At 40.1% G+C, this 25,067-nt stretch carries 24 protein-coding genes; 4 read left to right on the plus strand and 20 right to left on the minus strand.

The window, feature by feature from the left end; all coding sequences use genetic code 11:
• Positions 1-20: 20 nt before the first annotated feature.
• From GKO22_RS05240 to GKO22_RS05270, 7 genes are all read right to left on the minus strand, one after another.
• Positions 21-674 carry a toprim domain-containing protein gene (locus GKO22_RS05240; RefSeq protein WP_166333043.1) on the minus strand — a complete coding sequence of 218 codons (654 nt, stop codon included), beginning with the start codon at positions 672-674 and terminating at the stop codon, positions 21-23.
• Between the two features lie 318 nt (positions 675-992).
• Positions 993-1,835, minus strand: coding sequence for a hypothetical protein (locus GKO22_RS05245; protein WP_166333044.1), 843 nt, complete (start codon positions 1,833-1,835; stop codon positions 993-995).
• A 33-nt stretch (positions 1,836-1,868) separates the two neighbouring features.
• The gene (locus tag GKO22_RS05250; protein WP_166333045.1) at positions 1,869-2,144 is read right to left on the minus strand and encodes a hypothetical protein; all 276 of its coding nucleotides are present in this window, start codon (positions 2,142-2,144) and stop codon (positions 1,869-1,871) included.
• Positions 2,145-3,154: 1,010 nt separating this feature from the next.
• Positions 3,155-4,033 (minus strand): RteC domain-containing protein, encoded by an 879-nt coding sequence (locus tag GKO22_RS05255; RefSeq protein WP_166333046.1) that lies wholly within the window; start codon positions 4,031-4,033, stop codon positions 3,155-3,157.
• A gap of 156 nt (positions 4,034-4,189) precedes the next feature.
• Positions 4,190-4,933, minus strand: a complete 744-nt coding sequence (locus tag GKO22_RS05260; protein ID WP_166333047.1) for a LytR/AlgR family response regulator transcription factor — start codon at positions 4,931-4,933, stop codon at positions 4,190-4,192.
• A gap of 8 nt (positions 4,934-4,941) precedes the next feature.
• On the minus strand, positions 4,942-5,733 hold the full coding sequence (locus tag GKO22_RS05265) for a LytS family sensor histidine kinase (RefSeq protein WP_166333048.1): 792 nt from the start codon (positions 5,731-5,733) through the stop codon (positions 4,942-4,944).
• Between the two features lie 341 nt (positions 5,734-6,074).
• Entirely contained in the window at positions 6,075-7,034 is a 960-nt protein-coding gene (locus tag GKO22_RS05270; protein ID WP_166333049.1) for a hypothetical protein, read from the minus strand.
• A 513-nt stretch (positions 7,035-7,547) separates the two neighbouring features.
• Between GKO22_RS05270 and GKO22_RS05275 the strand changes: the two genes are divergently transcribed.
• Positions 7,548-8,066 carry a Crp/Fnr family transcriptional regulator gene (locus tag GKO22_RS05275; protein WP_166333050.1) on the plus strand — a complete coding sequence of 173 codons (519 nt, stop codon included), beginning with the start codon at positions 7,548-7,550 and terminating at the stop codon, positions 8,064-8,066.
• Between the two features lie 178 nt (positions 8,067-8,244).
• Here the strand turns inward: GKO22_RS05275 and GKO22_RS05280 are convergent, their stop codons facing one another.
• Positions 8,245-8,697: a DUF1810 domain-containing protein gene (locus tag GKO22_RS05280; RefSeq protein WP_166333051.1), complete on the minus strand. Its 453-nt coding sequence runs from the start codon at positions 8,695-8,697 to the stop codon at positions 8,245-8,247.
• Between the two features lie 151 nt (positions 8,698-8,848).
• Here GKO22_RS05280 and GKO22_RS05285 point away from each other — a divergent pair, with 151 nt between their 5' ends.
• The gene (locus GKO22_RS05285) at positions 8,849-9,118 is read left to right on the plus strand and encodes a hypothetical protein (RefSeq protein WP_166333052.1); all 270 of its coding nucleotides are present in this window, start codon (positions 8,849-8,851) and stop codon (positions 9,116-9,118) included.
• A 559-nt stretch (positions 9,119-9,677) separates the two neighbouring features.
• The gene (locus GKO22_RS05290) at positions 9,678-10,019 is read left to right on the plus strand and encodes a hypothetical protein (RefSeq protein WP_166333053.1); all 342 of its coding nucleotides are present in this window, start codon (positions 9,678-9,680) and stop codon (positions 10,017-10,019) included.
• 224 nt (positions 10,020-10,243) lie between these two features.
• Here GKO22_RS05290 and GKO22_RS05295 read toward each other — a convergent pair whose 3' ends face one another.
• Genes GKO22_RS05295 through GKO22_RS05310 form a run of 4 tightly spaced genes read right to left on the minus strand, consistent with a single transcriptional unit; the run spans position 10,244 to position 15,823 of the window.
• Positions 10,244-10,507, minus strand: coding sequence for a hypothetical protein (locus tag GKO22_RS05295; RefSeq protein ID WP_166333054.1), 264 nt, complete (start codon positions 10,505-10,507; stop codon positions 10,244-10,246).
• 12 nt (positions 10,508-10,519) lie between these two features.
• Complete coding sequence (locus GKO22_RS05300; protein ID WP_166333055.1) at positions 10,520-11,947, minus strand: RagB/SusD family nutrient uptake outer membrane protein; 1,428 nt, start codon at positions 11,945-11,947, stop codon at positions 10,520-10,522.
• Between the two features lie 14 nt (positions 11,948-11,961).
• Positions 11,962-15,165 (minus strand): SusC/RagA family TonB-linked outer membrane protein, encoded by a 3,204-nt coding sequence (locus GKO22_RS05305; RefSeq protein ID WP_166333056.1) that lies wholly within the window; start codon positions 15,163-15,165, stop codon positions 11,962-11,964.
• Positions 15,166-15,187: 22 nt separating this feature from the next.
• The gene (locus GKO22_RS05310; RefSeq protein WP_166333057.1) at positions 15,188-15,823 is read right to left on the minus strand and encodes a TlpA family protein disulfide reductase; all 636 of its coding nucleotides are present in this window, start codon (positions 15,821-15,823) and stop codon (positions 15,188-15,190) included.
• 495 nt (positions 15,824-16,318) lie between these two features.
• Between GKO22_RS05310 and GKO22_RS05315 the strand changes: the two genes are divergently transcribed.
• Positions 16,319-16,549 (plus strand): helix-turn-helix domain-containing protein, encoded by a 231-nt coding sequence (locus GKO22_RS05315; protein ID WP_166333058.1) that lies wholly within the window; start codon positions 16,319-16,321, stop codon positions 16,547-16,549.
• Between the two features lie 390 nt (positions 16,550-16,939).
• On the opposite strand, the gene GKO22_RS05320 is transcribed toward GKO22_RS05315, so the two are convergent.
• The 8 genes from GKO22_RS05320 to GKO22_RS05345 all read right to left on the minus strand — a co-directional run bounded on the left by GKO22_RS05320 (position 16,940) and on the right by GKO22_RS05345 (position 24,873).
• On the minus strand, positions 16,940-17,905 hold the full coding sequence (locus tag GKO22_RS05320; RefSeq protein ID WP_166333059.1) for a hypothetical protein: 966 nt from the start codon (positions 17,903-17,905) through the stop codon (positions 16,940-16,942).
• Between the two features lie 26 nt (positions 17,906-17,931).
• On the minus strand, positions 17,932-18,264 hold the full coding sequence (locus GKO22_RS16560) for an integrase core domain-containing protein (RefSeq protein ID WP_206367825.1): 333 nt from the start codon (positions 18,262-18,264) through the stop codon (positions 17,932-17,934).
• Entirely contained in the window at positions 18,261-18,665 is a 405-nt protein-coding gene (locus tag GKO22_RS16565; RefSeq protein ID WP_206367826.1) for a hypothetical protein, read from the minus strand. The genes GKO22_RS16560 and GKO22_RS16565 overlap by 4 nt, the downstream gene beginning before the upstream one ends.
• Positions 18,666-18,748: 83 nt before the next feature.
• On the minus strand, positions 18,749-19,015 hold the full coding sequence (locus GKO22_RS16570; RefSeq protein ID WP_206367827.1) for a transposase: 267 nt from the start codon (positions 19,013-19,015) through the stop codon (positions 18,749-18,751).
• Between the two features lie 316 nt (positions 19,016-19,331).
• Positions 19,332-20,513: an AGE family epimerase/isomerase gene (locus GKO22_RS05330; RefSeq protein WP_166333060.1), complete on the minus strand. Its 1,182-nt coding sequence runs from the start codon at positions 20,511-20,513 to the stop codon at positions 19,332-19,334.
• Positions 20,514-20,542: 29 nt separating this feature from the next.
• Positions 20,543-21,724, minus strand: a complete 1,182-nt coding sequence (locus GKO22_RS05335; RefSeq protein ID WP_166333061.1) for a glycoside hydrolase family 130 protein — start codon at positions 21,722-21,724, stop codon at positions 20,543-20,545.
• A 97-nt stretch (positions 21,725-21,821) separates the two neighbouring features.
• Positions 21,822-23,219, minus strand: coding sequence for an MFS transporter (locus tag GKO22_RS05340; protein ID WP_166333062.1), 1,398 nt, complete (start codon positions 23,217-23,219; stop codon positions 21,822-21,824).
• A gap of 202 nt (positions 23,220-23,421) precedes the next feature.
• Complete coding sequence (locus GKO22_RS05345; protein ID WP_166333063.1) at positions 23,422-24,873, minus strand: glycosyl hydrolase; 1,452 nt, start codon at positions 24,871-24,873, stop codon at positions 23,422-23,424.
• Between the last annotated feature and the right edge of the window lie 194 nt (positions 24,874-25,067).

Consider the following 25,067-nt stretch of genomic DNA (forward strand, 5'->3'; position numbering starts at 1 on the left):
GATTTCGCCCCCTCCGAAAGTCAACGTCTGGGGCCTGCCCGTTGGTGCTGTAATTCCTGTTCGTTTAGGACTGCCCTTAGCATATCATTATAATCCTTGTACGCCCTATAAACACCCGAACGGTCTTTGGCCTGTGGTACGGCTTCGATCAGTCTTTGGGTACAGTTTCGGCCGGGATCGTCGTTGTCGAAATACACGTCCACGATAGGTATGCCTTTCACTCGCTCGATAGCATTCTTTAATTGGACAATGGAATTTAGGACGATGGAGGTCGGTGCAGGATCTGGGCGGTTCATTTTAAGCCAACTTAGATAGTCCATATAACCCTCAAAGAGAACGGCATGGTCTGGATTGCCGGGGATCACGGATATAACTTTCTTGCCGATACTGCTCTTAAAACCTTTGGCATTGGTAAACTCCCAATTGTCCTGATCGTTCTTCCAGCCAATGGCATAGAAAATACTTTTATTTTCGTTGTCAAGACGGTTTCTGTAATAGATTTCGTGCAGGTGTCCATGTGCAACGTCCAATATCCCACGTTCTTGAAGGTATTTGGTCAGGACAAAGTTTCTGCCGATTGGCTGTGTTCGCACAAGTTCAAAGGTGTATCTTTTCTGCTCCTGTTCCGTTGGTGGTTTGACAGGTTTGTTGGCCGGAATCATAGGGACCTGCATATCGCAGGTTTCCTTTATCTTGTTTAGTACCTCGACAAAGGAGTGCTGGGGCCAATAGGCAAGGCCGAGCTGGACGATACTACCGCCCTGTATGCCCGTTGAGTTCGGCCCACCTCGGTCGACCCATTTTCCACCCTCATCCCAAACGGTCAGCGATGGGGTGTCTTTCTTGGTTTCCCGTAGCATACTGTGGTAAAAGAGTTCCTTGCCCGACTTGCGTACCGGATGGTGGCCAAGCCGGGCCAGAAAGTCCGAAATTGGGATTTCTCGGAGATCGTCCATGTTTACATATTTTGACATAAGTAGGGATTTGGATTATCAAAGGGGTATTACTTCTGTGTGCGGCAGTTTGTCCTTGAACATTTCGGCAAGCAATTGGTAATCGCCTCCTGTCTCATCGGTGTACAGCAGCACTCTTTGAAAATGGTGCGCACGTTTCAGCGATGCGGATATAAAATCGGGATGGTTCAATATCAGTACCGATGCATAGTGCAGATATTTGTCGCTCCGCCTTTTCAGATAGTCCACATATTCGGGGAATATGGCAAGCGCGGTTTCACTTGCCGAAATAAAGGTCATTCCTCTTGGGCCGGTACAGCCCGTATAATTTTGGGCGCGTACTTCCCAACCTCCGTTTTCGTTCTGCCAACCGGCGGCACAGAAGTCTTTGCGGTTGCCCTTTTGGTCGGTTACATAATAATGGACTTCTTGGATGTTCAGATCGGCGAGTTTCCAAAGGCCGCTTTCCATCAGAAAATCGGTGATCTCTTTATTATACCCCAATGGGCCGGTACGTTCGATCTGATAATGGGGTATCTTGGTCGCTTTGCGCTTGCGTAGGGGTCTATCTTTTTTAGCTATTTGGCGTTGTGTGCCCCGAAGTTTTTCCTCGATCTGTTCGGCGGATAGATCGGGCCAATAGGTACGGGCAAAGTCCATGAGGTTGCCACCTTTGCCGAGTAGACCAAGTGAGCTGTCAAACCAAGTGTTCAATCGGTTATTGACCGTTAGGACTATTTTGTTATTGGTTCGGTTCCCCAGTACGCTTGCGTACTGAAATTCATCGCCACCCGTCGATATGGGTTCATGCCCCAATGCTTTGAGCAGGGCGGCGATGGTCAACGGCTCATCGTGCGGTGTGTTGCCTATGTGAGATGTCATGAGAAAAATGTTTTTGATGTGGTGGATAGGTTTTTACAGGTAGCGCATGGCCTGGCGGGATTTGCTCACGGCTTCGATCTCCATACGGTCGATGCGCCATGCTGCGGAGTGATTGCCGTCCTTGCGCGGTGTGATCAGACCGAGACCGATCCAATGCTCTACATTTTTTCGTCCATAGCGACGGAACGCTTCTGATTTTTTGAGGTACGGCCTAATGTGTCCGGTCTTGGAAAGTGCCAGTTTTGCGCCCATTTCTGCTGCATAGGAAAGCAGTGTCTGCAATTGCAGCGGTGTCAATAGTATGTGCATAGCTTCTTGGGGTTTGATGGTTTACAGATATTGGGAGGTTTTAGTTACTCCGTTGGAGCCGACAACAGGTAACGAGCCTGTAATGATCCGCTCTTGTCGGCTAGTAGGTCTATCTGTCCTTTACGGGCAGGTAGGTAATTCGGTTGCTTGAACCCGAAACGGTTTCAAGTTCCGACCTGTCAAGGAAAGTCTGGGCGCTGTCATCTGTATGTGTGGAGATCAGCCCATACCGTAACCATCTGTCAACATTGCTTCGGCCGTAAAGGCGGTAAGCCGTGGCTTTAGTCAGTTTATTGGGGATAGGTTGTTCTTTTTTAATGGCATTATCAACCCCCTCTTGCGCTGCATTTTTTAACAGTATCGCCAGTTCCTTGCTCGAAAGGTTGTTTGTCCGTGTTGGCATAATTTTATGGTACTGGTTGCTGAATGGCCGTTTGTAAAATAAGAGGGGGCTGTTTACGCTGCCCCCTCCATATATGATATTTCTCGGTCAATGAATTTCTTTCATTTTGCTGTAAAATCAATAACGTATCGCTACGGAGCGGATCGCTCTACATGTTTCAATCGGGAATACACACGTGGGTATCTAAATACTCGCCGAAACCGGCTGCCTATGGTTCATCGAAGCTGTACTCCCAGCATACACGTATGCGGCGATAATACTGCCCGACTGCACAATAATTTCCGGTTCTTTACCGGAAATGCTTCTTCCCCCAATGTCAAAGAACGTGTCCTTACTGGGGTCAAAATTGGCGAGTGGGCAGACGGAACTTTCCCAATATGGAAGCATTGGTATCGATTTTTTTTGGTCGGATTTTTTACCTTTTTGTAAGGGGATTCTTTGAGTTGGAAGCGGTTGATTGTTTATGAGCTCGCAGATAAATAGCGTATCGCTAGCGTCATATAGATTTTACGATCCTGTTAGGAATACCTTGCAGGAAAATCTTTCACAAGATGTGTATATTGATAAAGTTTTTTTCTTCGGATAAAAGGTGTCTTCTAGCAGCCATTCAATTTTTTGAACGTCTTTTTTGAGGCTTGTATTTTAAAGAATTTGTAATATGTCCTTGGATGGCGCCGCGCATCTCGTCGAGATAGTTTGTATGACTAATGGTCTTACGCCTACTGATGTCCACGAACATACGGTACGCCTGTGCCAAATCTTCACTAAAGCTGTCCTCTAACCACGTTATTATATCCGAAATATCTGCTTTGCCGCCGTTTACTCTTCGCGTAAAATATATACCATAAGCAAACTCTACCAGTTCCATTTTAGTGCCTGACCATGAACGCTTTTTCTTAGCCAGAACTTGCTGAAGTAAAATCTGATCTGAGTTAATTTTCAATAGCTTAACTCGTTTGACTAGAAAATCAAGTAGCATGTCGCTAGCTCTGAATGCGGCAAATAAGTAATCCAACTCGGTAGAGAACTCATCATCACTTTCTACAATCTCTCGTCCAGGCGGGAATAATGATCTATTACGAATAAGAAAAAGATCTGCATCCATTGCAGATTCGTTCATAAGGTAATATTGATGGTAAAATGCGTGTTGTCTAAAAAATCTATTTATGATCTCTATTTCGTGCTTATAGTAATCCACCAACATGCTATCGGTTCCCTTTGGGGTAGAGGAAATTACCTGATTTAGTTCCACAATAAATATCTGCCACGCAAGAAATCGAGGTTTTTGAAACTTGAAAAAATGAATTTCTGTTTTTTCATCTATTTTTTCTAAAGATCTAAAATCAGATTTTAGGCTCTTCATGGTATTATTGATGCAGGTCAGGGACATCGTAAGATCATTAACAGCTTCTCTCAAACTAGCATTTATTTCACCAAGTTCTTTCATCATTTTCAAATAAAGCTCTTCACAGATTATGTTGATCATATTAATACCTGTTAGATGGATGTTTAATAACCTCAGGCAACACGTCCTTCGCATAAAAAAAAATGCAAATTTCAATTTCCTAATCAAAACCCATTTTGACAAGAAAGCATATTTCGAGTAAAGAACGAAAAGCTTTTCTAATCTGGCGCAACTACCTTAGCAAAGTTTGTTCTCATCTTCTAAGAACTGATCAAACCTCTTGAATATCTTCCTATCTCCTGATGGTAATTGTATTTTGTTTACCGTAAGATGAACTGACTTATTATGGTACTTTCGGAAGAAATTGATATTAAAGATATAGCTTTTGTGACATTGCAGAAACCAAATTCTAGGAAGCATATCGGCGATACGACGTAAGGAAATATTGGTGATCAAAGGCTTAGGATATCCGATTTGGTGAATTATGACCCTCTTATCTATACTTTCTATGTATAAGACATTTTTATACCAGACCAACTGTCTTTCAAATTTAGCTGGCCCTCTTACCTGAATATAATCACAAAGCTCCTCTAGTGAGTTATCGACAACTATACTATCTTTTAATTCATTGTTTACCCGTCGCAGGGCCCCTTTGAACCTACTAGGACTTACAGGTTTCAACAGCACATCTATAAAGGTTAAATCATATGCACGATCTTCATACTTTGAATATGCCGTATACAGTATTGTAGGAATTCTCGGGTTAGGTAGTGTACTAAGAAATTCAAAACCATTAAGGTTTCCTAACTCTACATCAAGAATTATAAAATCAACGCTGTTACGCCTAAGAAATGATTGTGCTCTGTAGGGATCCTGAAAAGTTCCTATAATTTCTACGTAATCAATATGCTTTGCAATGTCTATCAAATGGTCGATACTAGCTTGCTGATCATCGATAATAACGGTGTGGTATTTTCTCATAGATATATTTAAATTTCTATCGTGATTTTTACTTCGAACCAAGAATTACAATTGTATACCCTCATTTGAAATCCATCGTTGTAAACATATTCTAAGCGCCTTTTTAATGAATTAAGACCAACCTTATGGCTGATTGGACTTACGTTATTTCTAATCTTATTTTCAACGGAAATCATTATCTGATCACATAGTACACTAAAGACGACCTTTATTGACGATTTAGGATCGTCCGTCACTCCGTGCTTCATCGCATTTTCTACTAATGTCATTAGTGTGGTAGGTGGAATTGTATTACTATTTAAGTTTCCTATTATCTCCCACACTATCTCTATTGGTACTGATGTTAGCGATCTTTGTATATCAACATATGATTGCACTTTGTCTAATTCCACGCTACAAAGTATAGATTGTGGACCATTGGCGTCGTGGGATTGCATATAATACATCATGACCTCATACAATTTATTAATCTGATGTGATAGTGTTGGACTGTCATGGACAAAATGCATTTTCAAATATTGAAATACATTCACCATCGTATGTGCCGAAACTTGCTCGGCTAAAGTGATATATTCAAACTTGTCCCTTTGTTGTTGCGCAGAAATTCTTTGTCTCATCTGCTCCAGCTTATTTTTTACTTCGCAGATTCTTCGATCATATTCATTATAAAGTATGGCTAAAATTGTAAAATGACCGTGCATAATTAATAACGTCTGTAAAAACTCTCTGATACTAAATGGGTAATCAGATACCACATAAGCTCCATATAGTAATCCAGTATATTGATTGCCATACATCACGAAATAAATGAAACATGATGATATTGAATAGAATAAGATTGTAAGAATGAAACTAGTAACGAATTTCCTTTTCCGGAAAAAGTATCTCAAAATGCCTGATATGACATAGAATATTAATGCAAAGTAAGGAATACTGAAAAGCGCTAGTGTGAAGGACATATCCTTATTGCCCAATAAATTTACACTATAAAAGTATAACAGGTAGAATAACCAAAAGATGCTATGACGATACACACTGCGCCTAGTTTTCATATTATTTTTAACCATGAGAGATTAAGTTAGTGGCAGGAATAAAGGGGGTGTTTATTCACTACCTTGGGAAAATCGCTAATTTATAACTTCTAAATCTTTCTATTACATAATTTTTCGAATTTTTCTTTCGACACACCAATTGATTGGTAGTTTTTTTTATCTAAAATAAAATAGCTCCCCTTCAAAACAAATGAAGTATAACGATTTTCCACTGTCCAGTTCGACATGCTGGATTCCGGAAGGCAAGATTGATGTAAATAAAACCAACATTCCCACATTTCTGGATTTTTAATTAAAAAATCCGATAATTTCAAGTACATTTCAGTTAATACTCGCCTAGAATAGGCATCAGATGATTCATTTGATAGAACAGGGTAATAATTGGCCACAACATTGTCTCCTTCGCGATCACACGACTCAGCCGAATGGATGCAAAGTACCACAGGTAAGTTCGCCATATATGCAAACTTCAGAAACGCTGCTTTGCTAAAGATAAAACCATGTGCTAATGGTACTCGAAGTAAGGATTTACTGGATTTTAGGTATTTAGTTTTAACTCCTGAACCTCCATCTAGATAACACAACGTATGATAACCTAATTTTGAATATTTGGCTACCTTGAAAAATAGATAAGGATCTTCCGCATCCAAAAGAACAATATTTTTCGCTCTCGTTACGCCCAAAATGGCCTTATAATAAATTCTTTGTGAATCTAATATCTGTTTTGCAACAGGTATACAGACCTTGTAACCATCGTTCACTATTTTGAGTACTAGTGATCTGTAAAATCCAAAATGGAAGGTTGCTATAAAGGTTGGTTTACTAAGGGAGTTATAAAGTTGGATAGATAATTTATCTAACACATTGTTAGGATTCCAATTTGCTTGAATTTTTTGGAAGGTTTTGGTACGCTCGTAGATACCTGTTATTCTGCTCAAACTAGACACATTTAGAATGTGCTGAATATTTGCTGAGAAAAGTGCAAACTCTAACGAATCTCTATCGTCGAGATGGCTACGATACGCATCTTTGCTTCTCGATTTTGACATATCAATCTTTATTTTAAGTAGTTGGGAGATAAACATTAGACAGCGTCATTGAACGCTGCCTAATGTTTAAAATCAGAAAGGAAAAGCTATTAAGCACTTCCTCCCTGGTGAGTCCTCTTCTGCTGCAACCAAAATATCTTCTAGAGATAATGGAGCTTCTGAGAAGATTTCATACAGGCTTACAATTTGTTGTAAAACCATGACGTACCCCTCCTGCTTTAATAAAACCAATTACCGATCTCGCATCGGAAAAACGGCTTCAGGCCTTGAAGACTAATTGATCGATCTGTTCGCAATTTGGTGTATTCAATTATGTGCATCAAGGAATGGGTACTATTAAGCCTTTTAATGGTCTTAAGATATTATAAGGCCGAAATTAGCATTGCAAATGCCATTTCACTCTAGGCAAATGGCGTTACAGCCAATGTTTCGTGATAATAATTCCCTTTAAGTATCTTAACCGCAATATTTAAATTTTTTTAATCAGTATTTATTCATAGAAAAGGGTAAGAAATGAAAGCAGACTTACATTCTTTCCTAACAAAATTTGATAAAAATTATTTAGACGTGGTTCCAAACTTTTGGAAGTATATAAATACTGTCTCGCTTTTTGAAGGTGAACATCTATCAAATAGCCTCGGTGATGTATTTTTTGTTAGTAGTGGATACCTGGCTAAGTATTGCGAGGGAAAGCCTGAGAGATACGTCGGATCTGGTGAGCTTATATTAGTTCCATTATCCACCCATATGAATTATTTTAAATCTTTAACCTCTTCAAGGGTCTATCAGATAAAAAGGAAAAAGCTTTACTCCATAATTAAGAAATCTCCCGAAGCGCTCATACTATTTGAGAAAATAAAAGAAGTTCATTCTCATGATCTTGCATTTAGATACCGACTTTTAAAACTCCCCAAAAACAAAAGAGTAGAATACTTCATGGAAAACTACGCGATGATTATAAATTTAATTTCAAGAAAAGAGCTAGCTGATTATCTAGATATGAGCGCTGAGTATATAAGAAGATCGATTTGATCAAAAAGCGAATAAAGTTAAAGCGCTAGTCTATAGCGAATAACTATCAAATTATTTAATTTATAATGATAGTCACCAAGCGCTAGAGTTGGATAAAACATCAAAAAGATTCTTCTAATAATTTAAACCCCACCTTGTCATTTTAGGAAGTTCTACTTCAGGCATCTCAGTACAGAAGTTAAGCCTTAATATCTGCTGAGTTTGACTTATCTATATTATGAAGTATATCTATAGTCTTCTGATCTAATTTGCCAGCAAAATATTTATCGAGAACTTGTCCGAAGATATCACTATCAGAGGTAACTTGAGAGAACAAGGTCATACAGGAATTTAGCTTTAAATCATCTGGACTGCCAAATATATCGTATGCTGAAAGATCTGACAAATCAATAAGAGCATTCGAAACCGCTTTTAAATTTTCGCCGAGTACAGGGTGTTTTAAAAATGCGGATGCTTCTTGTAAATTTTGAATGGCGTAGAATTTAGAAGTATCACTATGGCCTAAACCTACAATTTGCGGAAAAACATACCACATCCAATGCGATTTCTTTTTACCGTTTTGAATCTCCTGCAATGCATTCAAATAAACGTGGTTTTGGGCTTTTAAAAACCTATCAAGATCAATAGTCATTTGGTGAAGTAGTTTTGCAAGCAATGTACAAAAATTGCTGTCAGTTTATCATATTTAATATCGAATTTGTCCTCTAGATAGATCTGTACCTCGTCTTGAGGGTGAGATCAAAAATGCATCACAGATAAATATTTTTTTCTAATATTTGCTTATGAAGATGATCAAACTAAATTATGACTGGATGCTGCTTGATGTCTCTATTCCAGCCGAAGAATTGGATTCTACGGTCAAAAAAGAATTGAAGTACGCTCCAGAGGAAAAGGGATTATATGTTTTTGCACTCCGTGCTGACTCTTCGCATTATAGTGTTTTCGCATATACGTTCGTTGATAGAGGAATAGATGTTGAAGATGATCTGAAATATCAAGAAGACACGCAGTTACTTACTCTTCACTACAAAAGAATGTTTGGGAACATCTAAGACCCTCACCAAACTTATTACCGTAATCGGTAACCAAAATATAATTCTTTCATCTTTTCGCCGTTTGGATTAAATGTATATCTATGTGTTTTAATCCAAGCAAAAAAAGCTCAAATCCGCGCTGGTACAACTACCCTTAACATTTTTAGATCAAGCTATCATCAAACTGCTCAATAAGCAGATAATATCCTCCAAGCATAGAATACTGCATATATCCTGCTTCTATAATTATACTCGACACTCAGCTGAGTAATTCAATATAATGGATCGCAATTATTTGCGATGCTTTCCCAATTTTTTGCGACGTTTTCCCAAAAAATTGCGATTGCTTGCGTGTAATTTTGACATGTAAGGCAATAGCAATTGAGCTTATTGAGAACTTAGATAACCCTTAAAAACAGCGACTATGAATACATTCAAAATATATTACAAAAGAAAATTCGCGGTATTCACGATATAGGTCTACTGTACACATCCGAACAGTAGGCCTTTTTAAGATCAGAGATATTTATGCTTACACTTAAGTAAGCAATTAACAAACATTCAAAATTTTAATAATATGAAAAATACATTCGCATTGAAGACATCATTCTTCACATTAATATTAGCGCTAATTGCAATCGGAACCTTTGCTTTTACAGCAGTGATGAATAAGGCTAAGACTCCAGCAAACAAGGCTGTTAGTACTTACCACTTTACCGGAGATAGTAACGATGAAGGTCAGTTTTCGGACATTGAAAACTGGGAACCAGGCCCCGCTACTGATGCTTGTGGTGACAGGGGAGAAAAGCCATGTGAAATAAGCGTGGAAGCAAATGATCTGGATGAACTGGAAACTTTCCTTAGTGGAATGAGTAACCAAGCAGTATTGCAACTGAATCCAAATTCGAAGCGCCCATAAGCCTTGTTGAGTTATAGAAATGGCGGTCAACAAAATGTTGTTGACCGCCTAATTTAATATCCACTAGTAGGAAGCCCATTCTTTCTATCAGCTGTCTTCATTTGAGAATCCCATTAGTTCAAGCTACTAGATGCTGCGCTAAACACAGGTCCCTTCATTATACTTCTACAATCGTAATCCTCATAAATCATGGGTTATCATAAACGCTAACATATTCTTACTTTTTAGATTTTGGCATCATACCTACCCTCAAGTTCGACTTTACCAATAGCCCTTATCACAGCCAAAAGATCTCCATTGCTGTTGAGCGCTTCACCAATACTGGCAAATAATACACTCGCTCTAACAACAAAGTGTTCATTTGCTACATCAAGCTGTTGCAGAAGTAACCGCTCCATCAGTATGATGTGCTCAGATTTCCAGCCTTTCATTTCTGCTTTATTACTGAGATAGTATTTAATAACATTCTCCTTTTTAATGAATAACATACTTGCATCTTCTTATCGTGGGTTCTGCTGAATATTCGATAGCGCAATCACTTCCTCTGGAATAGCAATTGCGTAGCGCGGATCATTTGGCGGTAGCTGGTAACGCTGACCACCAGAAACCCTTTCCAGCGTGATACTTACCCCATCCCGATTGTACCTTTTTATATCTGCCCATCTGAGCGCGCGCATCACCAGCTCTTTACGCCGCTCATCTCTAATGGTCACCATAGCGGTATCTTTATCCGTGAATGTGTAATCTGTGAAATTGGATACTAGGTAGCGAGTCACCAAAAGCTGATTCAGCGCATCGGCTGCGCCATCAAGGTCTCCCAGTTGCGCCTTGCATTCTGCTATCATCAGTAATATTTCTGCCGAACTTATCCCATTGGTTACACTCATCGCCGCAGTATGACCGCCCCGAAAAAAATAGGTACCATCTGGGTTTGCCCGATAATAGATACGCTTGCGCAGGTCATGCGCTGTATACATATCATATAACTCGGGGACTATTTTGGCTATACTTGTACTCAGGGGCCCGCCATAAAGCGTATTGCTCCATAGCAGCAACTCTTCGCTACTATTGCGCGTGACTGGAATCGGATACAGTGGCGTCTCGCTGAGCGTGTTGAAATCTATAAGGCTCAAGCTTGAAAGATCTATTTCGTTCAGGCTCTGTAGTGACTGGCCATAGTCTCCCATATATAAATATGTTCTAGCAAGCATCGCGAGCGCGACTGTTCTGGTCGGTGCTGTCTTTCCTGGTTGACGCTCAGGCAAGAGGGCGATGGCAAGCTGAAAATCGCTAATGATCTGCTGGTAGGTTTGTTCTAGCGTAGCACGTACCGAAGGTATATTGGGATCTGGATCAAGTTTTAGTACGATGCCCAGATCCTGCTGGGATGTATGGGTATTATAAGCAACACACCAAGTTTGCGCAGCATCCAAAAAGCGGCTTGCCCGCATAAATAGTGCATGTCCACGAATCTGATCGGCTTGCACTCCCGTCAGGTTTTGCCCATCCATACCCTGAAGAACCAGATTGCAAATGTTAACTGCATAATAGCAGTTGTACCACTCATCACCACCCGAACTTTGCGGACGAGCCACAAAGTCCGGTTGCCAAGTGTACAGTCTGCGATCACTTTCATATCCTAATCCCCGCACGTCGGCATCACTGAGATAGAAATCCGCTGCACTCACTTCTCCTGCGGCGGCGTAGTCATTGTTGATATTTCCAAAATTGTCTAGCATCGCTTGAAAGTCACCTACCGTGGCGGGAACAGATAAACGCTGATCTGCCTTTTGTTCTAGAAAGCTATTGCAGCTTGATAATTGGATCATACCTATGGCCATCAGGACTCCCAAATACAGGGTTTGTTTTGATGGTATGGCTAAAAGTCTGTCTCGCCAGTTTTTATATTTTCTGCTTTGTAATTCCATCGCTAAATTGATTTTTAAAAGTTTGCGCGCATTCCTATGGTGTAGCCTGCTGGACGCACTACACGTGTGCCCGTTGCGTTATTAAAGTCTGGATCAATCCCATGCTTATTCGCTCGCCAGAGTATCCCCAAATTATTGGCATTCACATAAAGCTGTACCTGATGCTGCCTGCCAGCAATCTGTAGGGGCAAACGGTAGTTCAGGTTGATGTACTGCAAGCGGATATGATCCCCTTTTTCTACCAGCGCGCTAGATCCAGCATAAAAGTTATCCCGCTGGGAGTCTGTGCTGTACATATTTGCAGGAATGTCGGTGTTTAGCTCATCACCAGGCTGCTGCCAGCGATTCTCATAATCACTATGGCCGCGCCAGCTATTAAATAAATTAGTGTAGTGAATCGATCCTCTGCGAAACCAGTAGCCGAACTTATAAGATATCCCTATCTGCAAACTGATGCCTTTATAGCCAAAGGAGTTAATAAATGAGCCAAAACTGGTCGGTATCGAAGAGCCAAAGAACTCTAGCTCTTCCAGCGTGGTTCCTGCGCCGATAATAGTACGATAGTCCGTGCTGATTTCTCCATCCAAGTACCCTTGTGCCGCTCCTGTCTGTGAATCCAGACCCGCCCAAGGGTAGGCAAATACCGAATAGACTGGTTTGCCCGCCACGCCTGATATAGGGACATTACTCGGATTGACATACTGATTGGCTAGCGTACGGTTGATCAGATACTGCTCGATCTGGTCTTTAAAAAAACTGTAGTTTACTATACTCGACCATTCTAGTGCGTTTGTTTTTATATTGATCGTTTTCAATTCCACATCTACCCCATTTCCCGACATGCTGGCGACATTACGTAGCGTATATGGCGGAATGCCAGTCGTGTAGTCTATGGGCGCAGCACCAAACAAATCAGTCCCTTTTTTACGAAAGTACTCCACACTAGCCACGATCCTGTTATCCAGCATTCGCAGATCAGCAGCTAGATTAATCATGTTGGATGTCTCCCAGCGTAATGAGGGGTTGTAATAGTTATTAGCAACGGCTACGGGCCTACCCGTGTAATTAGAATTGCCAGGCAAATAGCGAATGGTATTTACCGCCGCCATCGCTGGGTCAATATTACCACTAAAGCCATAAGTAGCTCGAAGATTTAGGTAGCCGATTAAATTCGAGCTGAAAAAAGATTCCTCAGAGATTTTCCATGCACCACCCACCGACCAAAACGGATTCCATTGATCATTGGTGTTTAGTCCGAACAGGTTACTGGCATCCCTGCGCACGCTGCCCGAGAGCGTATATTTGCCGCGATAGGTATAGGCCGCGTTACCGTATTGCGATAAAAAGCGTGTTTGGGTCTCTGAGACAAACTGATTGTTGGGGATAAAGCTACTACCTGAGATAAAACTAGGGTAACTGCGGGTAAAGTCCACCAGACCGCTGGTCATATTATCAGGGTTGAATCCATACAGCCGATGCTGATCGGACTCGCGGACAACTGAGCGCATCTCTAGACCAACAATTCCGCTGATATGATGTTCATCGCTGATACTGCGATCATAAGCCAGCTGACCGCGAACATTGTTGCTGCGGAGCATACTTCCAGAAAGATCTTTTATGCCACCTCTAGGCACTGCATAGCTGGCCTGTCCTTGATTATTGATTTGCGTATAGCGGTTGACAAAGTCACGCGCCATGTAGCTCTGTGGATCAGCCAGTGTACTTCCTTGATCATACTGCCGCTCGAACTGATAATTGACCGACGCGTTAAGCCCAGGCAGTATCTTATAATTAAGCGCGGCGGTAGCCAGCATGCTGGACGAGCGGCTAGAACTGGTATTATGCTGCCAGTCAGTTAGTGGATAGTAGTTCCAGTCTTGCAGTAACCCCTGCCCGACCGAATTGATATAGCTATTGTTCCATGTATTAAATACGGCCTTTGGCTGACCATCCTCGTCAGCAAGCTCCATGTATGGAACAAACACGCCGCCGTTCATAGAAATACCGTTATAACCCAGCCTACCTGAGCGTGTGCCCGACTCCGTATAATAGATACCCGTACGTATCGAGAGTGACTCTAGCGGCTTATAGGTGTTTTCAAAGCGCAGATTCAGTCTTCTATACCCTTCCCCTAAGTTATCTCGATTACGATCATATCCGGCTGCCGATGACCAAGATAACTTTTCTGATCCTCCTTGTAATCCCAAATAGTATTGCTGATTTACTCCAGCTCGATACATGTGCTGATTCAGCTGATCCCGTGCATCGATGCCTCGTAGCCGCTGTAATTCGGCATCTACCTCACTGGCATCTAAAGATCCCTCTCGGAGTTTGCTCAGCATATCCACCACTGGTGAGATCACCGGCCGAGAGGCCGAAGAGATTCTACTATTGTAAAATCCTCGATTAAAAAGCTCTACTTCCATATCGATATAGTCCGCACTAGACATTTGGCGGATGTAACATAGATCTGGTTTGGCAGTAATGGTCATATGGCTATTGAACTCGATAGATATTGGCCTATCGAACGAACCTTTTTTTGTGGTAATTACGATAACGCCATTAGCCGCTCTAGCGCCCCAGATGCTGGACGCAGCGGCATCTTTTAAAATCGTGATACTCTCGACGATATTAGGATTAATGTTGCCTATATCACCTTCATATGGAAAGTTGTCCAGCACAATGAGCGGATCACGAGGTCCTTGAATGGTGGATAACCCTCGAACCATCAGTCTTGGTGTAGCTAAGCTGTTATCGGTCGTGATGCTACTTGCAATCGCGGGTAGCCGAGAGATGATATCAGGACCTACCTGCTGATTAAAAAGTTCCCTGTCTACTGATGAAAAAGAACCAGTTGCCCGTTCGCGCGGTACCTGCTGATATCCCGTGGAGACCACTGTAACTGAGTCTACCGAGCGCACATTAGGCTCTAGTCGAACAGTCAACGTGTCCACATACGCATTCATGACTGCTGTTGTAAATGAGCGGTAGCCCTGATGTTCGATCACAAATTGCCTTTCGGCAGATGGGTGTACCCCCAGTACAAAACGGCCACGAAGATCGCTAAGCGTTGAATTATCTAAACCCGACTGACGGATTGTTGCCCCGCGGATGGGCAGGCCATCTTTTTTCGATACCACCCTGCCGCGAAGCTGCTGGGCAAAGGCAGCATGATAAGATAAGGCTAGGGTTAATGCTAGTAAGTATATTGTTTTCATAATAGGTCTAGGTTATGCTGTATTAGAGGCTTTGTTTATCAAGGTGGTATTCGATGATATCCTGCACAACTCCGCCTCCACCTGTAAATGCACGGATAAAGCCGTTTCTAGATATCCAAACGTAATTAGGTATTAAGTGGTGGGGAAATTGCGCGATCAGCGTTTCATCAAAAATAATCGAGGGCAAATCCTTGCCGCCAATATCGGGCAGTACGTCCTTGTAGCACTGGTCGATTTTTTCAAAAGTGTCTTTATACTTCAGAGGATTGACTAGCACAAAGACCACATCATCGGGATACTGCTGGGTGAACTTATCCAGTTTGGCAAAGCCTGAACGGCACGCCCCGCACCAAGTAGCCCAAAAGTCCAGTATCAACAGCTTACCTTTAAACTGCTCGAGTGTTCCGCGAACAGTGTGACCAGCGGTGTAAAATAGATGTTCCTGACTCCAGAATTCATCTGGCAACTTCTCCCCCATAAAAATGGGGCTTACTGCTATAACCTTCACTCCGGCCTCGCTACTTGAGCGAGACTGGGCAAAGGCGCTATTAACAAACACGTATGAACTTACAGTGAGTAAAATGGATAACATTACTCGGCTTGTAAAATTGTATTTTGGTTTAGGCCACAGCGCGGCCAAGGCATTGGAAAATGTCATAATTTTTAATGTATTAGGATTGTGAATTAGATCTTCGACTGATTGTTATAATCAGCTACAGTGCAGTCAATATTTTATGAAAATCGATTAGCAAACCATGTGGTTTAACTTGGCGATCGAATAATATTTTTATAAAGAGATTTTTTCATACTCGCGGTAACAAATGCGAGTCTTCTAAGGTGGGGCTTATAATATAAGCAGAAGGATGATCCGCTCCACACTTTGTGATCTTGATTGACACCCAAGGACAAAGGTTTCACAGCAAGACCATCCCCTGCTACATTTACAAATATAGCAAACACAGGGTAATGGTTAAACCTTGCCGTCTCGAACCTTGGGTGTCAACTTCGATCTACGAGACTCTTACATATTATTTACTAGACGCAATTTAAGTACACCTAGATGATTATCAGTTATATTCAAACATACAAGAAAAAAATAAAAAGGACAAATATGTCCTAACATTTTTTTTATTATTTATTGAGATTAGCTAAAATGGCGGCGAAGCAGTATAGGGATCAGCAATATTTAATACAATTAGGCGAACGGATTAAAGCAATTCGCGAAAGTAATGGCTGGACTCAAGAACACTTCGCGGAAATATGCAATATCGACATTAGGCAATTAGGACGAATTGAGAGAGCTGAAACAAATTCTACCATATCAATTTTGAAAATGATCGCAGACAAGCTGCGATTACCTCTTCATGAATTATTTAAATTCTAAGCAGCTCCTTTCGCTAAAAATATTCTTAAAACAGCCTCAGGTATATCCCGAATATTTTGATTCGTAATCTGCAAGTTGTTTTTGTACGTACAGTTTTCCTGCGTCAAACCTGCCATACAAAAACGAACTTGCCTTAGTTATTTGCAAGATCTGATCTTGCAAATAACTAAGGGGAAATAAAAAGTTCGCAACTCACTTTTTGTATGTTTGGCAAATACACTTATTAAAAGTTGAATAGAAGTACTCTGAAGAACTATCCAGCACATCTACATAGCCAGATATATTCACATCCTGATGTCATTTCGCACTTATTGAGATTTCAATAAGAATAACGCAATGCAAGACTACTATAGTAATACACGTTACGTTTACTAAATATTAGTTTTATAATCAAAAATCAGATCTAGTTTTTTTTCTTACGATATTCAAGTGCCCTGTAATTTTTTCAGGCATATTCCCAGCGATTATTTCATATTCTATTTTGCAATTCCTTAAATCCGATTGTTCTGGAAATATTACAAATAATTTTTCTACATGGTTGCTTTGATGATGTTTAATACTTCTGAGAGTATATGATATGGAACTTGATTGGTAGTGTTGTATGATTCCCCTTATATCGCTATCCAAAAATTGTGGTGATTCTTCCAAATCTACAATTGGTAGATAATTAGCTAAATCAGTTACAGGGAAAGATGATCTAAATTGACTTTTCGGTATATTTGGAGGAAGAGGTTCTATTGGTTCACTTGGATAATGATCTTCATTTAATACTGCTATATCATTTTTAAAATATAATTTAATATCTAACTCAGTTGCAGGTACAGTACCTCTATTATGAATTTCTATACAAAGCGGAACAGTTCTGCTCAATATGGTCTGGTATTCGTAAAGATTGATTAAATATCCATGATAGTGATTATAAAATCTCTTCAAATCTCTATTATAGGCTGATATTTGATCATCAGAAAGTTTTGTAGAGCCAAAACGATGGATTCCAAAGGATTTTTCAATTGTTTCGCTGAGTAAATCTCGATCTATTGCCATACCCATTAACTCCGTTAAATCTTGTTTGTCGTCGTAAACTAAAAAAGGCAAGTCAACTAACTTTTTTTGATAGCGTTCTTCAACAAATTCTAATTTGTTAACCGTGGTTTCTTTTGCTATATATTCAAAAGTGTTGCCCCCCTCTTTGAAAGTAACAGAAATCTTTGGTTGTCTATTCTTTAATGATTCAAGTTCGCTTTTTAATTTTTTTATTGTCTTCTGGTCAGTTAATAATTCATTTGGAGTTACAAGTTCCTCTGGAAGCTTTTTGCATCTTACCCCGACAGCAATTGAAGCCTTACCCTTTTTCAAACAGTGAATAAATATAAAAACGTTCTTTACGTTTTCAAAGATTCCTTCATATATAACCACGGACTTAGTCCATTTAACGATTTGTGTGGGTGATTACTGTTGTAATCGATCTGCCATTCGTAAGAAATAGCATTGACTTCTGGCAGTGATCCGAACAAGTAAGCGTCCAAGACGTCCTCTCTAAACGTCCGGTTTAGTCTTTCAATATAAGCATTCTGCGAGGGCTTACCAGGTTGTATATATTGTAGCTCAATATCATTCTCTTTACAAAAATCAACAAAAACCCTAGACAGAAACTCTGGCCCATTATCGGTTCTGATACGGCGAGGCTTAGGCCTAGAAAAGATTAATTCTTTCAATTTCTGAACCAGCCTAACACCCGGAATCGAATAGAAGCTTCATTTATCAGAGACTCTCTGTTATAATCATCCATCACATTTAGTATTCGAAACCTGCGGCCGTTTGAAAGCGAATCGCTCATAAAATCGATTGACCAAGTCCTGTTAATTCCTTCCGGAACTATTAGCTTTTCTTTAATTCTAGATGGAATTCGACGTTTCCGCTTACTACGCAGCTTAAGATTGATCTTTCTGTAGACTCTTAGAACCCGCTTTCTGTTCCACACCAAACCCTCCATTCTAATTTTTCCATAATAGGTTTCAAAGCCTCTGGTTGGATAGTTGCCCGCCAGATCCATGAGTTTAGCAACCACTTCCTCATCATCTTTCGTGTGGTTATAATAGTACATGCTGCGGCTCATGCAGACAATTTTACAAGCTCTATGAATACTGATCCCTTCCTCAGTCACTACAGACCCCACCAGCTCTTTACGTTCACAAAGCTTTAAAGCTTTTTTTCAATAATATCTTTTAGAATTCGGTGATCAAGGCTTAAATCGGCAAACATGCGCTTCAGTCGTGAATTTTCTTCCTGAAGAGCCTTTAGCTCTTTTAGGTGTTGCGCATCCATACCTCCATATTTCTGCTTCCACTGATAGAAAGTTGGTGCTGATATGCCGTGCTCACGACAGATATCTTTAGTGGCTTTACCAGATTCATATTCTTTAAGAATATTGATAATCTGATGCTCTGAAAATTTGCTCTTTTTCATAATGTTTAACAAACTAAATTTAATATTTCTATTTGGTTTGAAAAACTGGTAAGGCTACCAAAATGGGGTACTTACAATTGGATTATATCCAGAAAATGGTCATGCTGATAATAACCGATCAACCAGAAAAAGATTTGAGTATCAAATAAATTGAATACATAAAGCACTTCATTAGTCTTTGCTTTTTTGTAAAGCACTCCTAGAGCATTAATTTTAATACTGGCTACGCTTGTTATGTAGCAGCTTAGTGTCGATGAGATAGTGGCGATCTTGAAGTTTGAACAAAAAGTAGATTTGAAATTACAGCAAACTAAGTTTACCCTTTTTTCATCCTTTGTAGTACCTCCATACATGCCCTTGCATTATGATATGGGCATTTCCAAAAACCGACCTTATCTTCACCTGCCATTATATTTAATGCTGCATCACGTCCCCAATGCCACTCCCCGTGCTCATAATCTATAATGTAGGAATGTGTGAAAGTCCATACTCTTTGGGCAATATCTAGATATTTATGCTGCTGTGAAACTTCCCAGGCATTAACAAATCCTACCAAAGCCTCTGCTTGTACCCACCAATGTTTTTCTTGGACAAAATGAGATTTACTCAGATTATTCTCGTACATCACCGCTCCGTACTCATCTATTCCGTCCCTAGCGGCTTCTGCTAGGTTTATGGCAACCTTTTCAAACGAAGTGATCAGTTCCTTATCACGGATCACCTGCGCTGCTTCTAGTAATAGCCACGAAGCTTCGATATCATGACCATACGAGTAGATCATGTCCTTACTCTCCCACCTTTCATTCATAAACAATTTAAGATGACCAGAATCGGGATCAATAATATGATTTTGGAAATCACCTAAAAGGTTTTTAATTTGAGATTTTAAATCAGCGTTCTGCCAAATTCGGTATAGATTTGTATAAGCTTCAATTACATGCAAATGCGTATTCATTGTCTTTTTCTCATTGGCATCCTTCTCACTTAACCTCAGATCATCTATTTCTTGCCAATCTCTACTAAAAGCCTCGAAGTAACCACTATTATCGCGGTCGAAACTATGTTGTTCTATTGTATTAAATAACTGAACACATAACTCAAGTACCTCTTCATCGTTATTTATTTTATAATATTCCGAAAAACCATACAGCGCAAAGGAGAGCGCATATGTTTGTTTCTTGGTGTCTAAAGGTTGACCTCTATAGTCAACTGACCAATAAATGCCCCCAAATTCTTTATCAAAAAAGAAAGTTTTGATATACCGATATGCCCTTTGTGCTAGGTCATAGTGAAGCGGATTATTGGTGTAGGCATAAGCAGCCGAGAATGTCCATAAAATCCTAGAATTTAAGACCGAACCCTTGGGCATAAATGGCACAATTGCATCACTTTGATCTCTGCGACCTAAGAAACCTCCGTGACGATCATCAACAGCCTGAGTCTCCCAATAAGCAAGAATTCTATACAACTCCTGTTCAATTTCTTCTATAAATTTCATCAAACTTTATGACTTGTATTTCGACCTTGTTATATATTAGACACTTGCTTATTATTATCAATCAGCGTGATAATGTTTTCTACAGATAATGAGGATTTAAAACCGTCTTCAGGCGTATTGATCAAGTAATCCATTAACTGATCTATAGAAGATGTTGCCACGTGCATACGTGTATCTGAGGATGCATAGTAAATAAAAACTTTTCCATCATCATCTGCAATCCAACCATTGCAAAAAGCTACATTAGAAACATCACCCACTCTTTCTTCTCCCTCGGGTGCAATAAAATATCCCGCAGGCCTATGAATGACTTTTGTTAAATCGGCTAGGTCAGTCATAAACATATACAAGACATACCTCAGTCCAGCAGCGGTATTTCTTACGCCGTGTGCAAGATGCATCCAACCTTTCTGCGTTTTGATCGGAGCTGGACCTTGCCCATTTTTCGATTCATATACCGTATGATATTGCTTTTTAAACAATATGTGCTCCTGCAGGATCTGGGAATTCTCTATCGAATCCGACAAACCAAAACCTATTCCTCCCCCACTACCTGCTTCAATAAAGCTATCTTGCGGACGTGTGTAAAACGCATATTTACCATCAACGAATTCTGGATGCAAAACGACATTTCTTTGTTGTGGAGATGGCGTTTTAAGGTCTGCTAGTCTCTCCCAATTTTTTAAGTCTTTTGTTCTGATAATTCCACACTGTGCCAAAGCCGATGTCTGGTCTCCCAAGGCTGCCGAAGGATCTCTTTTTTCTGTGCAGAAAAGGCCATAAATCCATCCGTCTTCATGTTTTACTACGCGCATGTCGTAGACATTGGTATCCTCATCATTATGCCCATCAAAAACGATGGGATAATCCCAGAATTTAAACCCTTCGATTCCGCTCTCGCTCTCCGCTACGGCAAAAAATGATTTTCTGTCCGAGCCCTCTACACGAGCGACCATGATATACTTATCATTAAACTTTATTGCTCCAGCATTGAAGACGGCATTTACACCAATTCGTTCCATAAAATACGGATTAGATTGAAGATTAAAATCATACCTCCATTCTAATGGAGCATGGGCAGCTGTCAGTACAGGATATTTGTATCTGTCATATATCCCGTTTCCACCGTCTTGTATTTGATTTTTTGTACTTAAAAGTGTTTCATGTGCTCGTCGAAGCTGTTGAACACGGTTTTTAAAATTAGATGTCATGCGTTATTTTGGTGTTGTTTCATCAGGATCAATACGGCTGTATTGACCGATTGACGCTGTGTTAGTTTTGTAATAAAAGTTGTTCATAAAGCCTTAATTAGGCTTCATCTCTCGTTCTTCTTTGCTGCAGGTCATTTGTTATACTCAACATTAAAGAATCATTAAGCTTGTAGAAAGCTATAAATATAGCGGAGATCAGCGCCCCAGCAGCAGGTATGACACTTAACATCATTCTAATTCCTTTTTGTGTCTCTACCGTTTGCATCATGTTGGCTTCGAATCCATATATCGCAAGCATCCAACCCGTTAATGCTCCGCCTAGCGTCCAGCCTAATTTCTGGGACATGGAGGAAGAGGAGAATATCAGACCAGTTGCCCTTCGTCTTGTTTTCCATTCAGAGTAATCTGCTATATCTGCGTACATAGACCAGAGTAATGGAAATATGCTACCTGCACAAATACTGATCAAAAACTGAAATAAAAAGATTAAGAAAACATCGTTCTCCTTAAATACATAAAATATGCAGCTTAGAATTGCTGCGAAAACCATCGCATAGAAGAAAGTGCTTTTCTTGCCAATTATATCCGAAATAGGTTTTGCTAAAACGACCCCGACAATGTTCGCTGCCTGACCCAGCACAAGATAAAGCGTGCTGTAATTAATATTAATACCGATTAACGAAATGTTAAATGCCTGCTGATTTTGGAAATAATATTTGAAGTAAAAAATCGCTGATCCATCTCTCAGTGAATTGAATATTAAAGTTGATACGCCAGCACCCAATAAGATAAACCAAGGTTTATTATTCGCTAAATTTTTAAGATCAGATCTTAACGAACTTTTCTGTTCTTTGGGAGGACTGATCCGTTCTTTTGTCCATGCAAATGTGAGATAGAACAAAACTACAGCGATGATAGCATAGACAACCATAACAAGCAACCAGCCTCTTTGCGCATCTATTCCATCGGCAGATTGCCCAAGCAAACTGACCAATGGCTCTGCAGTTGCTAATACCAGAATACTACCTGCAAAAGCAAAAATAAATCTAAATGTTGATAACGTAGTTCTTTCTTTTATGTCAGAAGTCATGACGCCCATTAATGATGCATACGGCACATTGATCGCGGAGTAGACCATCATCATTAAGGTATAACTCACGTAGGCGTATATCACTTTACCAGTTAAGCTCAAATCTGGGCTTGTAAAGGTCAAAACCCCTATGACCCCAAATGGAATACTCACCCATAATAAGTAAGGTCGAAATTTACCCCATTTCGTATCAGTTCTGTCAGCGATAATTCCGATAATGGGATCTAATGCAGTATCCCATATTCTGGTGATCAGAAACATCGTTCCTACTACCGCCGCAGATATGCCGAACACATCGGTGTAGTAAAACAATAGATATACAGAGAATATCTTCCAAAACATGGACGAGGCAAAATCACCGAAACCGTAAGCTACTTTCTCTTTGAGTCTTATTTTTTGATCCATTGGTATTTTAAAATCCGCATTTACGAGATGGTATATTAGTGTTAAAAAAATCAAGGATTAAGTAAACCTATATTTTTTAAGGAATACCTAATCCTGATAACTATAATAAACTACTGAACATTACTTTTTGATATGGGAAGTATTATAAATGGATAGCTGCTTATAAGCCATCCATTTTGGTAGATTCTAGAGACAAAATAACTTACCTGTTTTCCAGCGTTACTACTTTTGGATTTGCGTAGAATGATTGTATCATCTGATCTTGATTGGCACTTGTTAGGTGATCATACCAAGTCATAAAGAATGACCATGTTACATCTTGGGCAAAACTCTGATCAATATTCGGAATGGTACCATTTTCGCTCATTCCGAGTATTTTCGTACCTCGTGTAACTTCGTATATTTTTTCAAACTCATCTTTTACAATTACGTAACTAAACGGCTCTCCATAGAAGTCTATACTGGCCATATCACATTTATCATCTCCGACGTACCAATCCGCATCATTTCCGTTCCAGACCCAAATAAGATTATTCAGCTGATGATGAATGGTAAGTCTGTCATATAGTATATCCCAGAGGGTTTTAAAAACTTCTGGACCTTTTGTGCTCCACCAAAACCAAGTACCGCCCAATTCGTGAAGTGGTCGCCAAAGCACTGGCACGCCAGCGTCCTGTAATTTTTTTAACTGTACTGCGATCGCATCAATGTCTCTTATTGTTGCTATGTATTCTGGCGTACCTTGAATGACTGCTTTTGAGACATCAAAATCAGTATCACTTGTGTAGAAAGTATTCGTTCCCGCCGTTCCTCCAAGGGGAGAATGCCAGTGCCATTGAAATTGAATAATAGGCTTCTTGTTGTTATTATTATACCAAGCTATCGCGTCATCCGTATTTGTTGCGCTATTATTGGGACCAAAAGCGTGACAGCCGCACTCATTATCCCAAGAATAAGAATAGCGTGGGCTGTAAGGCTGCATATCATAGCCGCGTAAAAGCGGCGTTTTTCCAGTAAGGTTTTTGATGTAGGTAAACTCTTCTTCTCTGTCAGTTTGCCCAGAAATCATACGCTCGCGAAACTGTTGGATCATATAAGTAAAAAGCTCTTTTGTTTCTGCAGTTGATGCCGGGTTAGACAATGTTGTTTTTAGATCGTAGGTTCTTGCACCAACGCCAACAAGCCGTACGTAGTCTATATTAATCCAGCCCCAGCTTGATTCAATCAGCAGGTTATGAACACCTTCGGTTAGGGTGATTCTAGATGCAAGTTTTATATCCTGATAAGCCGAAGATTGAGGTACAAGGAAGCTTCCCTCCGACTCATTTAGCACGAAATTATTTGTTTTTTCTCCACTAGGAGCTGAGGCGTGCAGATAAATATCATAACTACCGGCGGTTGCTACATTCAAGGGTATACTAAGACTTCCAGATTGTAAATCTACATAAGCTCCTGCCGAACTTTCTGAATGTTGAACCACAGTAGCTCCATCACTGACTGTTCCAGACTCAGCTTCTTGCGTGAAAGGTGCCGGTGGCGGACTCAATTCATTTTCAATTTCTGGATTCTCAAAGATGTTTTCTTGTTGACACCCACTCCATAATATGGCCGAACTAACCAGCGCAATAGCGATCTTTTTAAAGATAGTTTTCATATGTATAGTCAATTAGTTTCATCATAAACAACCCTTACCAATCCTGGAACTGCCTTATTTTAGATAGAGGGATGTCGGTTTATATCTCTTTAGTTTGAGATACTCAAATGACGAAGTTTTAAGACAAAAGAATTAATACTTTTCGTCCTATTATTGGTAGTATTTTGATAGAATATGAGGATTCTGGAAAAAAA

It is taken from the genome of Sphingobacterium chungjuense, assembly GCF_011316935.1.
GTDB classification, from domain to species: domain Bacteria; phylum Bacteroidota; class Bacteroidia; order Sphingobacteriales; family Sphingobacteriaceae; genus Sphingobacterium; species Sphingobacterium chungjuense.

Bases quoted from the DNA above. Each gene is read 5' to 3' on its own strand.
- GKO22_RS05240 (WP_166333043.1), bottom strand. From the start codon at position 674: ATGCAGGTCCCTATGATTCCGGCCAACAAACCTGTCAAACCACCAACG.
- GKO22_RS05245 (WP_166333044.1), bottom strand. From the start codon at position 1,835: ATGACATCTCACATAGGCAACACACCGCACGATGAGCCGTTGACCATC.
- GKO22_RS05250 (WP_166333045.1), bottom strand. From the start codon at position 2,144: ATGCACATACTATTGACACCGCTGCAATTGCAGACACTGCTTTCCTAT.
- GKO22_RS05255 (WP_166333046.1), bottom strand. From the start codon at position 4,033: ATGATCAACATAATCTGTGAAGAGCTTTATTTGAAAATGATGAAAGAA.
- GKO22_RS05260 (WP_166333047.1), bottom strand. From the start codon at position 4,933: ATGAGAAAATACCACACCGTTATTATCGATGATCAGCAAGCTAGTATC.
- GKO22_RS05270 (WP_166333049.1), bottom strand. From the start codon at position 7,034: ATGTCAAAATCGAGAAGCAAAGATGCGTATCGTAGCCATCTCGACGAT.
- GKO22_RS05275 (WP_166333050.1), top strand. From the start codon at position 7,548: ATGAAAGCAGACTTACATTCTTTCCTAACAAAATTTGATAAAAATTAT.
- GKO22_RS05280 (WP_166333051.1), bottom strand. From the start codon at position 8,697: ATGACTATTGATCTTGATAGGTTTTTAAAAGCCCAAAACCACGTTTAT.
- GKO22_RS05285 (WP_166333052.1), top strand. From the start codon at position 8,849: ATGAAGATGATCAAACTAAATTATGACTGGATGCTGCTTGATGTCTCT.
- GKO22_RS05290 (WP_166333053.1), top strand. From the start codon at position 9,678: ATGAAAAATACATTCGCATTGAAGACATCATTCTTCACATTAATATTA.
- GKO22_RS05295 (WP_166333054.1), bottom strand. From the start codon at position 10,507: ATGTTATTCATTAAAAAGGAGAATGTTATTAAATACTATCTCAGTAAT.
- GKO22_RS05300 (WP_166333055.1), bottom strand. From the start codon at position 11,947: ATGGAATTACAAAGCAGAAAATATAAAAACTGGCGAGACAGACTTTTA.
- GKO22_RS05305 (WP_166333056.1), bottom strand. From the start codon at position 15,165: ATGAAAACAATATACTTACTAGCATTAACCCTAGCCTTATCTTATCAT.
- GKO22_RS05310 (WP_166333057.1), bottom strand. From the start codon at position 15,823: ATGACATTTTCCAATGCCTTGGCCGCGCTGTGGCCTAAACCAAAATAC.
- GKO22_RS05315 (WP_166333058.1), top strand. From the start codon at position 16,319: ATGGCGGCGAAGCAGTATAGGGATCAGCAATATTTAATACAATTAGGC.
- GKO22_RS16565 (WP_206367826.1), bottom strand. From the start codon at position 18,665: ATGAGCCGCAGCATGTACTATTATAACCACACGAAAGATGATGAGGAA.
- GKO22_RS16570 (WP_206367827.1), bottom strand. From the start codon at position 19,015: ATGAAAAAGAGCAAATTTTCAGAGCATCAGATTATCAATATTCTTAAA.
- GKO22_RS05330 (WP_166333060.1), bottom strand. From the start codon at position 20,513: ATGAAATTTATAGAAGAAATTGAACAGGAGTTGTATAGAATTCTTGCT.
- GKO22_RS05335 (WP_166333061.1), bottom strand. From the start codon at position 21,724: ATGACATCTAATTTTAAAAACCGTGTTCAACAGCTTCGACGAGCACAT.
- GKO22_RS05340 (WP_166333062.1), bottom strand. From the start codon at position 23,219: ATGGATCAAAAAATAAGACTCAAAGAGAAAGTAGCTTACGGTTTCGGT.
- GKO22_RS05345 (WP_166333063.1), bottom strand. From the start codon at position 24,873: ATGAAAACTATCTTTAAAAAGATCGCTATTGCGCTGGTTAGTTCGGCC.